General features: G+C 71.7%; 13 protein-coding genes. 4 read left to right on the top strand and 9 right to left on the bottom strand.

Features of this window, described 5'->3' with window-relative positions; genetic code table 11:
- Nucleotides 1-22: 22 nt before the first annotated feature.
- From OG390_RS39540 to OG390_RS39530, 3 genes are all read right to left on the bottom strand, one after another.
- A complete protein-coding gene (locus tag OG390_RS39540; RefSeq protein WP_406174647.1) occupies nucleotides 23-379 on the bottom strand; it encodes an SSI family serine proteinase inhibitor in 357 nt (118 codons plus the stop codon).
- A gap of 116 nt (nucleotides 380-495) precedes the next feature.
- Nucleotides 496-1821, bottom strand: coding sequence for a M14 family zinc carboxypeptidase (locus tag OG390_RS39535; protein WP_406174645.1), 1326 nt, complete (start codon nucleotides 1819-1821; stop codon nucleotides 496-498).
- 395 nt (nucleotides 1822-2216) lie between these two features.
- A complete protein-coding gene (locus OG390_RS39530; RefSeq protein ID WP_406174644.1) occupies nucleotides 2217-2768 on the bottom strand; it encodes an FHA domain-containing protein in 552 nt (183 codons plus the stop codon).
- 193 nt (nucleotides 2769-2961) lie between these two features.
- Between OG390_RS39530 and treZ the strand changes: the two genes are divergently transcribed.
- Complete coding sequence (gene treZ, locus OG390_RS39525; protein ID WP_406174642.1) at nucleotides 2962-4707, top strand: malto-oligosyltrehalose trehalohydrolase; 1746 nt, start codon at nucleotides 2962-2964, stop codon at nucleotides 4705-4707.
- Between the two features lie 476 nt (nucleotides 4708-5183).
- Here the strand turns inward: treZ and OG390_RS39520 are convergent, their stop codons facing one another.
- From OG390_RS39520 to OG390_RS39510, 3 genes are all read right to left on the bottom strand, one after another.
- Nucleotides 5184-6125, bottom strand: a complete 942-nt coding sequence (locus OG390_RS39520) for an aminoglycoside phosphotransferase family protein (RefSeq protein WP_406174640.1) — start codon at nucleotides 6123-6125, stop codon at nucleotides 5184-5186.
- A 96-nt stretch (nucleotides 6126-6221) separates the two neighbouring features.
- Nucleotides 6222-7343: an aminopeptidase P family protein gene (locus tag OG390_RS39515; RefSeq protein ID WP_406174638.1), complete on the bottom strand. Its 1122-nt coding sequence runs from the start codon at nucleotides 7341-7343 to the stop codon at nucleotides 6222-6224.
- Between the two features lie 95 nt (nucleotides 7344-7438).
- A complete protein-coding gene (locus tag OG390_RS39510) occupies nucleotides 7439-8059 on the bottom strand; it encodes a LysE family translocator (RefSeq protein ID WP_406174636.1) in 621 nt (206 codons plus the stop codon).
- 196 nt (nucleotides 8060-8255) lie between these two features.
- Here OG390_RS39510 and OG390_RS39505 point away from each other — a divergent pair, with 196 nt between their 5' ends.
- On the top strand, nucleotides 8256-9041 hold the full coding sequence (locus OG390_RS39505; RefSeq protein ID WP_406178134.1) for a metallophosphoesterase: 786 nt from the start codon (nucleotides 8256-8258) through the stop codon (nucleotides 9039-9041).
- 38 nt (nucleotides 9042-9079) lie between these two features.
- On the opposite strand, the gene OG390_RS39500 is transcribed toward OG390_RS39505, so the two are convergent.
- The gene (locus OG390_RS39500) at nucleotides 9080-9703 is read right to left on the bottom strand and encodes a PDZ domain-containing protein (protein ID WP_406174634.1); all 624 of its coding nucleotides are present in this window, start codon (nucleotides 9701-9703) and stop codon (nucleotides 9080-9082) included.
- Between the two features lie 92 nt (nucleotides 9704-9795).
- Nucleotides 9796-10104, bottom strand: coding sequence for a LysR substrate-binding domain-containing protein (locus tag OG390_RS39495; protein ID WP_406174633.1), 309 nt, complete (start codon nucleotides 10102-10104; stop codon nucleotides 9796-9798).
- A 651-nt stretch (nucleotides 10105-10755) separates the two neighbouring features.
- Here OG390_RS39495 and OG390_RS39490 point away from each other — a divergent pair.
- Both OG390_RS39490 and OG390_RS39485 read left to right on the top strand, forming a co-directional pair.
- Nucleotides 10756-11604 (top strand): alpha/beta fold hydrolase, encoded by an 849-nt coding sequence (locus tag OG390_RS39490; RefSeq protein ID WP_406174631.1) that lies wholly within the window; start codon nucleotides 10756-10758, stop codon nucleotides 11602-11604.
- A complete protein-coding gene (locus tag OG390_RS39485; protein WP_406174629.1) occupies nucleotides 11601-12878 on the top strand; it encodes a cytochrome P450 in 1278 nt (425 codons plus the stop codon). Before OG390_RS39490 ends, OG390_RS39485 begins: the two co-directional genes overlap by 4 nt.
- Nucleotides 12879-12882: 4 nt before the next feature.
- Here OG390_RS39485 and OG390_RS39480 read toward each other — a convergent pair whose 3' ends face one another.
- Entirely contained in the window at nucleotides 12883-14082 is a 1200-nt protein-coding gene (locus tag OG390_RS39480) for a damage-control phosphatase ARMT1 family protein (RefSeq protein WP_406174628.1), read from the bottom strand.
- Between the last annotated feature and the right edge of the window lie 174 nt (nucleotides 14083-14256).

The raw sequence follows: 14256 nt of genomic DNA, 5'->3' as shown, positions 1-14256 counted from the left end.
TCCACCGCCCGACTCGGTCCGATCAGTCCGCCGTCTCGAACACCGCTCCCGTCTCGGCCACCATCACGCAGGAGTTCGCGAAGGTATGCGTGTGGGCGACCCGACGGCCTTCCCATACACCCTGCGCCGACGCGGTCACCGGGGCGTAGATCAAGGGGCACAGGGCGTCGGCCCGGGGCGGGATCCGGGAGATGTCACCTCCGGCGGCGCGGAGCGCCTCACAGGCCTGTGCCGCGTGCGGGTGTCCCAGTGGCGGGTCGCAGAGCAGCAGGGTGCCGGGGGTGTCGCTGGAGCGGACCTCGACGGGCGTGACGGTGAGGTAGAGCCAGTTGCCGGAGAGGGACTCCCGGGGTACCGCCTGGACCGGGGCGGCACCCACCGTGAGGAGGATGGCCACAGCGAGCAGACCGACACGTACCGCTTGAACGGTTCTCGCTGGAACGGTCTGCGCCTGAAGGGTTTTCGCTCGAGCCGTCTTAGCCGGAGTGGATTTCGTCATTCCAGGTGCATCGGCACCGCCGGCTCCGAACCCCACCCGAACTCACCCGAACGGGAGCGCGCGGGCGCGCGCCGCCCGGCGAGCTCGAACGAGGCGAGCACCACGCGCGCCTGGTACTCCACCTGGCGGGCGACCGGAATCCAGCGCGCCCCGCAGCCCTCGCGGTAGTCGGCGCACCACTCGTCGACGAGCCGGTCGAGCTCCGACAGCACGCCGCAGGGGTCGTGCCCGGAGGCGGACACGAGCTGGTGGAGCAGCCCGGCCGTGCGCAGCGCTACCCGGCGTCCCGCGAGGCGCAGCGCCGTCAGACGAGCGGTGTCGAGCGGCGGCAGGGGGCGCGCCCCGGCGTCGTACACGTCGGGGTCCCACGAGTCGGCGAGTCCGGGGCCGACCAGTAAATAGTCGTCGACGGGCGCGAGGAGGCAGGCCACGTCCGGGGAGGCGCCGAGGCTGGGCCGCACACGCGCGAGTATCCCCTCCAGGAGCCCTGTGTCGCGGCGCAGCGTGCGGCTGATGATGCGCAGCATCGCATCGGCGTCGGCGGGCCGCGTGGGATCCTCCACGGCCGCGACGCCCCACATGGGGGCCTCGACGACCGCCGTCACCGTGCCGTACGGGTGCGGGTGGAACCAGGTGGACTCGACCGCCGCCTCCGTGATGGCGGCGGCCAGGCCGCCCCTGCGCGGCGGCGGGATGCGGTAGACGGCGGGCCCCAGAGCCGGCCAGTACAGGGTGTCGTACGGGCCGAGTTCGCGCGGGATACCGAGGCGCGCGGCAGTGTGCGCGACGCGCTGGGCGAGGCCGGGCAGTTCGCGGGTCAGCTCGACGAAGGCGCCGCCGACGTCGACGCCGTGCAGGGAGCACTGCAGGAAGGGCCGCAGTTCGTCCTGGAGGTCGAGGAGGGCGCGGGTCTCGGGGAGGGTGGCCCCGTCCGCGCCCTCGGGCAGCCATTCGGGCTGCTCCAGGAAGCCTGGCCGGAAGAAGTGCCGGAAGTAGTTGCCGAGGGCGTACGGGCCCGACAGCCAGGACTCGTTGCGGCGGGCGCCGTCGGGATCCAAGCACAGCAGCAGGTTCCAGGTGGCGTCCGCGCCCTCGGTCAACCGGGGGTCGGCGAGCGCCCGTTCGGCCAGGCGCAGCGCCGTGGCACCGCCGACGGGTTCGTTGGCGTGCGGTCCTGCGACGACGAGGGCCTGGCGACTGCCGTGACCGACGGACAGGAGCCACAGCGGCGTGCCCGCCCGTGATGTGCCCACCCGGCGCAACCGTGCGTCCTTCGGTCGGCGGGCGACGAGTGCGGCCGCACGGGCGCCCAGCTCGTCCACAGTCGGGTAGCGGAGGAGTGGCGGCAGGGCACACCTCCACTTATGTGGTGCCGTCGGTTCACCTGATGTGCATGGTGTACACACAGTCAGTCACGGCTCTGGGGGTACGTCAACACCACGGAACGTAAGGGATGTTGAGGAAATCGGTGGGTGATTCCCAGGCCAGAGGTCGATGTGACCGGGACTGCCCCACGCAAGGCGGACGTCGCACCCACTCGCGCGCACGGCGGCACATCGGACTCGCTCCGCCCCAGGGCGGAACGTCAGACTCGCTCCCCGCAAGGCGGCACACCGGACTCGCTCCCACGCAGGGCGGAACGTCAGGGCTCCGTCCGAGGCGAGCCCCCAACGCCTCGGTTCAGCCGCGACGCCACAGTTCAATCCGACGCCACGGTTCACTCCGACGCGAGGCGGAACGTCATCCGCCCGAAGCCGATCTGGTCGCCGTCCCTGACGACGGCGGCGCCGATGACGCGCCGTCCATTGACGGTCGTGCCGTTCGTCGAGCCCAGGTCGCGCAGCACCCACACCCCGCCCTGCCGGCTCAGCTCGGCATGCACCCGTGACACCGTCTCGTGGTTGAGCCGCAGTCCGCTGGCGGGGTCACGGCCGATGCGCAGCGGGTACGGGTTGCCCGGGTGGGGCAGCAGCAGCTTCGGGAGCCGCTCGGCCTGCCAGGCCCTGCGCAGTCGTACGGTGAAACCGGAGACCGCCTCCACGGTGCCGAACACCAGTTTCGACCAGCGGCCCTCGGTGGGCAGGTCCGCCGTGAGCACGGCGAGTTCGTCGGACCTGCGAGCGGCGAGCGCAAGCTCCATGCGTCGGATGAACGTGTCGTGCGAGAGGCGACCGAGAGCGACGCCGTCACGGAGCGCCTTGAGCGCCCGGTCGCGCTCCGCGTCGGACAGCCGCGCGGGGTACGTGTGGAACTCGAAAGACGACGTCACGCTGGTGATTGTCGGGCAGCGGGAGCGGGGTGTCCAGAAAACACGGAAACGGCCGCTGCGGCCGGACGGAGTGTTCCGCGTGACAAGAGAGCGGCAAACACGCGGCAAAAGGGTGGATTCGAAAGCGAATTGATCTCACGTGAAGCACCATGGACAGGCTATGTCACGGTGAGCTGACAAGGGGGAACCGTCTGTGCGGTTCGAGGTGTGGGCACCGCAGGCCGACCGGGTGACGCTCCATTGCGAGGGCGCCACGGGCGCGTTGGAGCGCGACCAGGAGCGTGCCGGGTGGTGGACGGGTGACGCGGACGCGCAGGACGGGACGCGGTACGGGTTCGCGGTGGACGACGGTCCCGTGCTGCCCGATCCCCGCTCACGGCGGCAGCCCGACGGCCCCGACGGGTTGAGCGCGGTGGTCGACCAGGGGCGGTACGACTGGCGCACCGAGTGGGCAGGGCGCGCGCTGCCGGGCGCGGTCCTGTACGAGCTGCACCTGGGGACGTACACGCCCGAGGGAACACTGGACGCGGCCGCCGAGCGGCTCGGCCACCTGGTGGAACTGGGCGTCACCCACGTCGAGTTGATGCCGCTGTGCCCCTTCCCCGGACGGCACGGCTGGGGGTACGAGGGCGTCTCGCTGTGGGCCGTGCATGAACCTTACGGGGGCCCCGAGGCACTGAAGCGCTTCGTCGACCGGGCACACGAACTCGGCCTGGGCGTCGTCCTCGACGTCGTGCACAACCACCTCGGTCCCTCCGGCAACCATCTGCCGGCGTTCGGGCCGTACTTCACGGACACCCACCAGACGCCCTGGGGCTCCGCCGTGAACCTGGACGCGCCGGGTTCGGACGAGGTGCGCGCGTACCTCGTCGGCAGCGCGCTGGCGTGGCTGCGCGACTACCGGCTCGACGGGCTGCGCCTGGACGCGGTGCACGCGCTGCGCGACACGCGCGCGGTGCATTTCCTGGAGGAGCTGTCGACGGCCGTGGACGCGCTCGCCGACGACCTCGGCCGGCCGCTCTTCCTGATCGCCGAGTCCGACCTGAACGACCCTCGCCTCGTCACGCCGCGCGAGGAGGGCGGTCTCGGTCTGCACGCGCAATGGAACGACGACTTCCATCACGCGCTGCACACCGCACTGACCGGCGACGCACAGGGCTACTACGCGGACTTCGCGCGCGCCCCGTTCCTGGCGCTCGCGAAAACGCTTACGTCGGGCTACTTCCACGACGGCACGTTCTCCAGCTTCCGCGGGCGCTCTCACGGCCGCCCGCTGGACCGTACCCGCGTCTCGGCACACCGCCTGCTCGGATACGCCCAGACCCACGACCAGGTCGGCAACCGCGCCCAGGGCGACCGGCTCTCGGCCACCCTCTCCCCCGGGCTGCTGGCCTGCGCCGCCGCGCTGACACTCACCGCGCCCTTGACGCCGATGCTCTTCATGGGCGAGGAGTGGGCCGCGGGAACACCTTGGCAGTTCTTCACCGACCACACCGATCCCGAGCTCGCCGAGACCGTACGGCGGGGCAGGCGCCGGGAGTTCGCGGCGCACGGCTGGGCCGAGGAGGACGTCCCCGACCCGCAGGACCCGGCGACCCGGAACCGCTCCTGCCTCGACTGGTCGGAACCCGAAAAGGCACCCCACGCGCGCGTACTGGCCTGGTACCGCGACCTGATCACCCTGCGCCGCCGCCAGGCCGACCTCTCGGACCCCGATCTCGCGGCGGTCAGAGTCGCCTACGACACGCAGGCCCGCTGGCTGGCTCTGCGACGCGGTGACGTCCGGGTGGCCATCAATCTCTCGAAGGAGACCGTGGCAATCCCCCTCGGCATTCGCCACGCGCGCGTGCTGGCCGCCTGGGAGCCCGTCGAGGCGCCGGACGCGGATGGGGTGCTCAGCGTGCCGGGCGAGTCGTGCGTCGTACTGACCCAGGCATGAGGCCCTCGCCCGCCGGTGATGCCACAGCTGGTGCCGGGTCAGCCAGGGTTTGCCCGTTGAGGAGCGGCGTCCGGTGCGTGCTCTGGGGGTCCCCCCGGCCGAAGGCTGGGGGGAGTGCCGGCCGGAAGTCCTCGTACTGGATGTACTTGGGCTTTCGGCCGGTGCGGCGAATGGGGCACCTCCCACGCCCTTGAGGCAGTGGGGGAGCGTGCCGCGCGTCGCGACGGGGCGAACCTTGGCCGACGCGGCACTAGTGTCCTGCGCCATCAATTCGTCGTTAGTTCTTGGTGCCCCACTGCCGCCGACTTGGCCGAATACTCGCAGGCCGGGGCTGGATGGGCGGACAACCAACCCGGCCGGGCAAGGCGCGAATCCACCGACGAACTTCTGGCGCAGCGCACTAGTGACGAGGCAAGAGGCGGCCAGGCACGACGCAGCGAGACGCGTCCCACTCGGCCCGGGCCCGGCCCCCTCGCCTACGGCGTCTCGTCCAGCCCGTCCCGCAGATCGGTGACCCGTTCCAGCAGGATCGCCTCCCAGGCGCGGCGCAGTTGAGTCTCCAGCAGGGGGACGGGACTGTCGTCACGGCCCTGGAGGCGGTCGGCGAGGCGGATCACGGTGTCGCAGCGGGCCAGCCACAGGCCGCGTAGACAGGGGCGGGCACCGTAGCCGGCGAGCGTGGCGGCGCGTACGGCCGCGGGGGCGCCGACGGCGATCGCGAGCCCGGCGATGTCCTCGGCGGGGTCGCCGATCACCGCGTCGGTCCAGTCGAGGACGCCGCGCACCCGTCCGTCGGCGCTGACCACGAGGTGTTCGCCCTTGAGGTCGTGGTGCACGAGGACCGCGGCGGCGGGCTGCGCGGCGAGTTGGACCGCGGCGGGACCGGTGAGCTGGGCCAGGCGGGCGGGGTCGAACTCGTCGGCGGCGGCGAGTTCCTCGGCGGCGTGCGCGGCGGCCGTGCGCAACGCCTCCAGGGAGCGCGGCGCGGTGCGCGGGACACCGAGCGTCTCGGCCTGGCGTACGGGCACTTCGCGCAGCCCCGTGAGCAGTCCCGCCAGGTCTGCCTCACCCACGGCTGAGACGGCCTGCCTCTCGCCGGAGGCGCCGGGCAGTCTGGTGTCCAAGGTGCAGCTCAGTCCGCTCGCCCATTCGCCGTGCGCGACGCTCACCGGGATCGGGACTCCGATGTGGGGGCGTACCAGGTCGCGCAGCCGCAGTTCGCGACGCTGGCGTACGGAGGCGTCGCGGTCCTGGGCGAGCCGCAGCACATGGCGCGTGCCGACCCACCAGGTGGAGTGCTCGCCGCCCTCGACGACGGGCCGCACGTCTGACCCCGCGCCCGCCGCAACCTCGTCGGCGAGCAGCGAACGGACCAGTCGGCGGACGGTGTCCGCGGTCGGTGTCGGTGCCTGGGTCATGGTCGCGCCGTTGTCATTGGGGGGGTGGGGTGTTGAGGCCTCGGGGCCTTGGGACCCTGTGGCCTCGGGGCCTTGGGGAACGCTCCCGATGGTCGGTCAGTCGACGATCACCAGCTCGCGGGAGGTGGTGTTGAGGCGCCGTCCGCCGTCCTCGGTCACCGTCACGATGTCCTCGATGCGCACCCCGAAGCGGCCGGGCAGATAGATGCCCGGCTCCACGGAGAAGCACATTCCGGGTACGAGGGGCTGCTGTTCGCCCTCGATCATGTACGGCGGTTCGTGGGTGGTGACGCCGATCCCGTGCCCGGTGCGGTGGATGAAGTACTCGCCGTACCCGGCCTCGGTGATGACCGCGCGGGCCGCCCGGTCGACATCCTGGCAGGCTGCTCCGGGCCGCACCGCACGGAAGCCCGCCTCCTGGGCGGCGCGCACGATGTCGTGCACCTTGCGCTCCTCGTGGTCCGGTTCGCCGACGTGGACCGTGCGGGAGGTGTCGGAGCCGTAGCCGTCCTTGAGGCCGCCGAAGTCCAGGACGACCATGTCGCCGCGCTGGATGATCCGGTCCTCGGCCTCGTGGTGCGGGTTGGCGCCGTTCGGCCCCGAGGCGACGATGGTGAAGTCGACCTGGGAGTGGCCGAACCGCCGCAGCAGATCGGCGACGTCGGCGGCCACATCGGCCTCCCTGCGGCCGGCGAAGCGAACCTTCCGGATCTCCTCGAACGTTGCGTCCGCGGCCGCTCCCGCGGCCGCCAACCGCTCCAGTTCCGCCGCGTCCTTGACGGCCCGCAGCATCGGCAGGGCCTCGGTGAGGGCGACGTGGCGGGTGTCCGGCAAGCGCTTCAGGAGGCCTAGCAGATGCAGGGCCCAAGCGTTGTCGCTGACACCGAAGCGTCCCTTGGGGGCGAGGAGGGACGCGGTCGCCTCGTATGGATCCTTGCCGTCGGTCCAGTCGCGGAGAGTCAGCGCGGGCGCGCCGGTCGCCCTGGCCGCGTCGGGCGCCTCCAGAGTGGGCACAACCAGGACCGGGTCCTCGCCGGCCCTCAGCACCAGCAGAGTGAGCCGCTCGGTCTCCACCGGCCGGTACCCCGTCAACCACACCAGATCGGGCCCTGGCGCCACCAGGACGCCGTCGAGCCCGGCGTGCGCGGCGGCCTCGGCCGCGCGCCGCATACGGGCCTCGTAGTCACCGGCGGTGAAGGGCGCGGGCGTGCCGGTCATCCATGCCTCCGTGTGTCCGGAGTTCCCCAGGGGGCTACGGGCAGCATCCTGCCCTTCCGGTGAGGCGCGCGCGAGCCGGTTTCCGCCGCCGCGTGTCAGCTTTCCAGGGCGAGGCGTGCACCCAGGAGCAGCAGCACGCCTCCGGAGACCTGCTCCAGGCGCCGGCGCACGCCGGTCCGGGACAGCACAGCCTTCATCCGGCCGACGAACCACACGTACAGGCCGTAGTAGCCGACCTCGTAGACCGCCCACAGTGCTGCGAGACCGACCATCGTGGGCAGATGCGGGGCGCCCTCGGGCACGAACTGCGGCAGGAAGGACATCGCGAAGATGGCCGCCTTCGGGTTGGCGAGGTTGAGCAGCAGCCCGCCCCGGTAAGAGGCCCAGCCGCTCTTCTCCGCGTCCTCCCAGCCACCGTCCACGGCTCTTTTGGAGCGGCGCGCCTGCCACAGGGTCTGAACGCCGAAGGCGACGAGCACGACGGCCCCGACGATCCGCATGACGTCGTACGCCATCTCTGAGGCGGCGAGCAGTGCGGTGAGGCCGAACGCGGCGACGACGCCCCAGATGAAGACGCCGGTCTCGTTGCCGAGGACGGTCAGGAAGCCGGATCGCCTGCTGCGCAGCGACCGCTTGATGATCAGCACAGTGCTCGGGCCGGGCGATGCGGCGATCAGGGTGCAGGCGCCGAGGAAGGCGAGAAGGGTGCTCAGCATGCGGCCATCGTGACGTGCCGCCTCTCGTGCGGCCGGCCCATTTCCGGTTTCGTGCGGCACGTCTCCTTGTGCGGCACGTCTTCGGGTTTCGTGCGGCGCGCCTTTTCTGGCCACCCATCTAATGGTTGATCGTTGCCGTCCCGTTAGAGCTAATGCTTAGATGCCAACAGACCATTAGGGCGACGAGGGGATGAGCTTGCTCGTACTGGCGCACATCAGCGACCTTCATCTGGACGGGACCGCGCGGGCCACGGAGCGGGCCGAGCGGGTGCGCGACCGGCTGCGGTGGCTACCCGGAACAGTGGACGCGCTCCTGGTGACCGGGGACATCGCGGACCACGGCACGGAGGCGGAGTACGAAGAGGCGGCCCGACTGCTCGGACTGCGCGACTCCGCAGCCCCCTTCCCCGTGCCGACCTGCCCGGGCAACCACGACAGCCGCGCGCCCTACCGCAAGGCGCTGCTCGGGCTGCCCGCGACCGACGGCCCGGTCAACAGCGTCCACCTCTTCGACGACGCGGCCGTACTGATGTGCGACTCCAGCATTCCGGGCCAGGACGAGGGAGAGTCCGACGACGAGACGTACGCCTGGATCGAGGCGACGCTCGACGACCTGGACGGCGACCTTCCCGCACTGTTCGCCTTCCACCACCCGCCGGTCGCGCTGCATCATCCTCCCCCACTGCCTCAAGGGCGTGGGAGGTACCCCCAGCCGGACGCGTACCAGCTGCGCCAACCGCGCTCCCTGGCCACCCTGCTGGAGCGCAGACCCGAGGTCGTGGGGCTCATCACCGGTCACGCCCATACGCCCGCGGCCACTACTTTCGCCGGACGGCCGCTCGCCGTCGGCCCCGGTGTGGCCTGGACGCTGCGGCTGCCCTGGGAGGGCGAGGGGGCCGCGGACCGGGACGCTCCTCCTGGATTCGCGTTTCATGTGCTGGACGACGAGGGGCGGTTGACGAGCCACTTCAGGGTTGTCTGAGGGGCGTCGGACATGGCGTTCGGAAAATACGCCTGACGTCACGTCACGATCCCTGGCACCGTGGACAATTGCTGGTGGCTGCCGTTCGCGTGGCGCACGGTGAGGGTGACGGTGGTCCCAGGGAGCGCGTCCGCGACCGCGCGCGCGAGGTCGGCGGCCGACTCGATCCGGCTCTCGCCGAAGGCCAGCAGGACGTCGCCGCGGGCCAGGCCCGCCGTGTAGCCCGGGCCGGGGATGTGCACACCGACGACGAGCGCGCCCGCATCCTTGGGTGCGTCGACGGCCTCGACGCCGAGGGTGGCCTTCACGGGCTCCTTCCCGGGTTCCTTCCGAGGGGACTGACTTCCGGCCCCGGACGCCGACTTGGAGCCGCCCACCTGCGGCGCACCGGAGGTCCGCCCGGGTTGCCCCGCCGCCCCCTGCGCCCCGGCCTGCTTCTGAAGATCCGCCAGCTTGCTCATGCCGATCACGGTGGCGCCGACGGTGCCGAGTCCGACGCCCGACAGGACCAGCACCGTCCCGACGAACAGGCCGAAGAGCAGACTCATCAACCGCTTGCCGCGCCGCCGCGCGGCGTGCGGGCGCCGGGGGCTGCCGGGCGGACGGCCGCCGGCCGGCTCCTGACCGGGCATCGGCTTGGGACGCAACGCGGTCTGTTCCATGGATCGCCTCCGGCAGATGCTCTACGGACCGCCTCCGGCTCTTGCTCTACCCTGCGCCCCGGCGCGCGACGATTCACGAACGAGTGAGACTGTCAAGCGCGTTCGAGAAGTTTGTCCGCCATGGTCGCCGCGGCTCCCCGCGGCGATCCGCCGTGCACCAGTTCCCTGCGGTGCACCAGACGGGGCGCCACCAGCGGCACGGCCACCGCTCCGGGCACGCCGGTGGCCGCCGTGCGCGGCAGCAGGGTCAGGCCGTGTCCCGCGGCGGCCAGGGTGGTGAGGGTATGAATGTCGGTGCCCTCGTAGCGCAGGGCCGGACGGAACCCGCCGCTGCCGTTCGCGGCACGAAGGTGGTCGAGCGGCAGTCCCGCGCCGGGGGCGTCCAGCCAGCGCCCGGACATGATCACACCATCGCGTGATTCCACCCGTTTTCGATGCGTGAAGGCCAGGTGTACAGGCAACGGCCGCCAGGTCACCTGCCTTTTCGGCCGGTGCCGCGCCGGCGATGCCGACGAGCGCGGCGCGGCGTGAGAGGTGCGGCCGCGCCTTGGTCGGCGCCGCGCCGGCCTCGGGGCTTCTCCCATGCGGGAACGGTGCCTTCTGGCCCACCTCGGACGATCCCGCTGTACCGGCTCGTCGACGACGGCAGGACCGTGCCGGCGTCGGACCACCGGATGGTGTGGCAGGACGTACGGCCGGGGTGACCGCGGGGGGATTTCGCCCCCTCCGCCCCTACCCGTCCCGTCCCTGGGGGCTGCGCCCCCAGCCTCCCGTCAAAAGACTGCGCAGTTCCCCGCGCCCCTGAAAGAAGGGGCGGCAGGGCGAAAGCCCTCTGCACGTGCTCTCAGGCCCCCGCCAGCACCTCCTCCTTGTCGTCGGCGGTCGGGCCCGACACCGGCGTCAGGATGAGGGCTCCGGGTTCCACGGGCACGCCAAGGACCTGTCGCGGACGTTTCCGCGCGCGCCTCACGGATGTGTCCTCACTGACGTGACCTCACTGACGTGCCGCGCGCGCCCTTGCCGACCCGCATCCTCCGGGTCACCGTGGTCGCATGACCTCCTTCGTGCTCCCTCATGAAGTGCACGGCGACGGCGCCCACAAGGTGTTCGCCGTGCACGGCTGGTTCGCCGACCGGTCCGCGTACAGGGCCGTGCTGCCAAATCTGGACCGCGCCGCGTTCCAGTACGCGCTGGTCGATATGCGGGGCTACGGGGAGGCGAAGGACGCGGTCGGCGCGTACACGACCGCCGAGGCGGCGGCCGATCTCGTCGAGTTGGCGGACCGGCTCGGCTGGGAGCGGTTCTCGGTGATCGGTCACTCGATGGGCGGTGCCGTCGCCCAACGTCTGGCGGCCCTCGCCCCGGACCGGCTGCGCCGCCTGGTCGGTGTCTCTCCGGTGCCCGCGTCGGGGCTGCCGATGCCCGCGGACCAGTGGGAACTCTTCACCGGCGCCGCGCACAAGCCGGAGAACCGGCGCGCCATCATCGACCTCACGACGGGCGGCCACCGCCCGGCCATCTGGCTGGACCGGATGGTGGCCCGCTCGCTCGCCGTCAGCGAGGCGAAGGCGTTCCGGGCCTGGCTGGACTCCTGGGCCGGGGAGGACTTCCACACCGAGGCCGAGGGCTCGAGGGTGCCCGCGCTGGCCGTGACGGGCGCACTGGATCCCGCGCTCTCGGCGGCTCTGATGCGGGAGACCTGGCTGCGCTGGTACCCCCGCGCAGAGGTGCGCGAGCTGCTCGGAGCGGGCCACTACGCGATGGACGAAACCCCTCTGGAGCTGATCCGCGTGGTCGAGGACTTCCTGCGCGCGGACGACGCGGGCGCGCCCACGACCGGACGTTCGGACGACTCCGGCACGACCACGGCCGGGCGCGCGGGCGACGGCGGCCCGGCGTGAGCCTCGCGCGCGAGACCGCGCCGCCCGTGCCGCCCGTGCCGGACGTCTTCGATCCACGGCGGTACGCCGATGGGGTCCCCCATGTCGCGTACCGCACCCTGCGCGACCGTCACCCCGTGGCCTGGCAGGAGGAGCCCGAGGTGCTCGGCTGGCCGGCGGGGCCGGGGTTCTGGGCGGTGACCCGGCACGCGGACGTGGTCCGGGTCCTCAAGGTCTCGGAGGTGTATTCGTCGCACCTCGGGGCAACCCAGATCCGCGATCCGGACCCGGACGACCTGCCGTTCATCCGACGCATGATGCTCAATCAGGATCCGCCGGGACATGGCAGGTTGAGGCGCCTGGTCAGCCGTGCGTTCACTGCGCGCCGCGTCGAACGCTTCGAGTCGGTGGCGCGCGGACGGGCCCGTACGCTGCTCGGGCGGGCGGTGGACCGGGCTCGGTCCGGCGACGGGACCTGTGACCTGGTCTCCGCTGTCACCGACGACTACGCCCTGCTCAACCTCGCGGACCTGCTCGGCATGCCGGAGCGCGACCGGGAGCTGCTGCTGCACTGGACGCAGCGGGTCATCGGCTACCAGGACCCCGACGAGGCGGGCGAGACCGTGCTCGACGCACGGGGCCGGCCCGTCAATCCGCGCTCCCCGGCGATGCTGCGGGACATGTTCGGGTACGCGCACCAGTTGGCCCTCCACAAGAAGAGCCGTCCCGGCGACGATGTGATGACCACCCTCGCGACCGACCCCGAACTCGCCCCCGCGGAGCTGGAGATGTTCTTCTTCCTACTCACGGTCGCGGGCAACGACACCGTACGCAGTGCGGCTCCCGGAGGCCTGCTGGCGCTGGCGGAACACCCGGACGCGTACGAGGGACTGCGCTCGGGTCGCTTCCCTCTCGGCACCGCCGTCGAGGAGTTGCTGCGCCGGCATCCTCCCGTGCTCAGCTTCCGTCGCACCGCGGCCGCCGACACCGAACTGGCCGGGCAGCGCATCCGAGCGGGCGACAAGGTGGTCGTCTTCCATGCCTCGGCCAACCACGACGAGCGCGTGTTCACCGATCCGCACCGGCTCGATCTCGCCCGGAGCCCGAATCCTCACGTCTCCTTCGGCGACGGCCCGCACGTCTGCCTCGGCGCCCACTTCGCCCGGCTGCAACTGCGCGTGCTCTACGAGGAGACGCTGCGCGTCCTGCCCGCACTACGCACCGCCGGACCTCCCCGACGCCTTGTCTCGAACTTCATCAACGGCCTCAAGACGCTTCCGGTGCAGGTGACTTGAGACGTCATGACCTCACCTGGATCAGCGCATGCGTGCCGCTCGTGCGCCAGCGCTGATCCTCGGTGGCGACGAGCGCGGACTCGGTGCGAGCGTCGAGGCCGACGATCACGTCAGACTTGAGGGTGCGCAGAGCGGCCACCGGGCCCGGGAAGTACGCGGTGGGGACCGCGAAGGGGGTGGTGGCGGGCCACAGCCGGTCGCCGATGAGGCGGCGGTAGTTCAGGTCGCCTTTCATGATCGTCACATCGGCTTCGGCGAACTCCTGGCGGAGGTCGTCGGGCATGTCGGCGTACGGCAGCGGGGCGCAGGAGAAGGGGTGGGCCCGCACCACGAGGCGGCCGTCGGTCAGGGCCGACCAGAGGCGGTGGCCGGAGTCGGCGGCGGCGCCCTTGACGGCGGTGAGGCGGCGCAGCGCGTCGAGCACGTCGGCGGTCGTGGCGTCGGAGACGTAGTACGGGTAGGGCTTGATGTGCAGGAGGGCCCGCCCGGCGCGGTGGTGGCGGAGGAGATGGTCGATCAGGAGCAGGTCGGGGATGAGTTCCCGGCCCGCGTTGTCCGCGACCAGGCAGAGCGTGCCGCCGGCGAACAACGTCCGCAGCGGCTCACTGTCGTTGGCGACCAATAGGGAATCGGCCGCCGGTTCGCCCTCCTTGGCGGCCAGGCGGAAGCCGAGGTCCGCGCGGTTGCCCCACAGCGAGCCGTGCAGCAGCGCCTGCTCCTGGTCCTCGACCGGCCGCTCGGCGAGTGCGTCCAGCGCGGAGAGTTCCTCGGCGGCCTCCGGGGTGTCGAGTTCGGCGAGCTTGAAGGGGCGGAAGGGGTCGATGCCCTTCCAGGGGCCCGGGGCGAAGTACGCGACGGCTTCGAGGAGTTGGCGGTACCAGTAGCTCTCCGCCCACAGGAAGGGCACGTCGAACCAGGATCGCCCGAAGTACTTCCGCCCCCACGCATCCCACTGTTCCCGGTCCGACGCCTGCGCGCCGAGCGGTTCGATGACGCCCTCGGTGCTGCTCTTGAGCAGGGCGTCGAGCGCACGGTGCTGTTCGGGGCCGTACGGGAAGGCGTCCCGCACCTTCCGGATGAGCGCCGGGTGCCGCTCGGCGAACACGCTCCAGGGGAACGAGCCCACCGCGTTGCTGAGGATCACGGGGGCGTCGGCGGGAGCTGCGGAATCGGGGGAAGCGGGGAATTCGGCGCGCTCGGGCATGCCGCTCACCGTACCGGCCGAGCAGAAGGGGCCGGCCGACACGTATGCGCGTCGGACGGCCCCTCCCCCCGTAAAGCTCAACCGGTCTGCTATGCCGCGTCAGCCAAGGTTCGCCCCGTCGCGACGCCCGGCACGCTCCCCCACTGCCTCAAGGGCGTGGGAGGTGCCCCCACT

The sequence above is a fragment of the Streptomyces sp. NBC_00996 genome, assembly GCF_045162675.1.
Lineage (GTDB): Bacteria > Actinomycetota > Actinomycetes > Streptomycetales > Streptomycetaceae > Streptomyces.
This window is presented reverse-complemented; position numbering and strand designations above follow the sequence as displayed.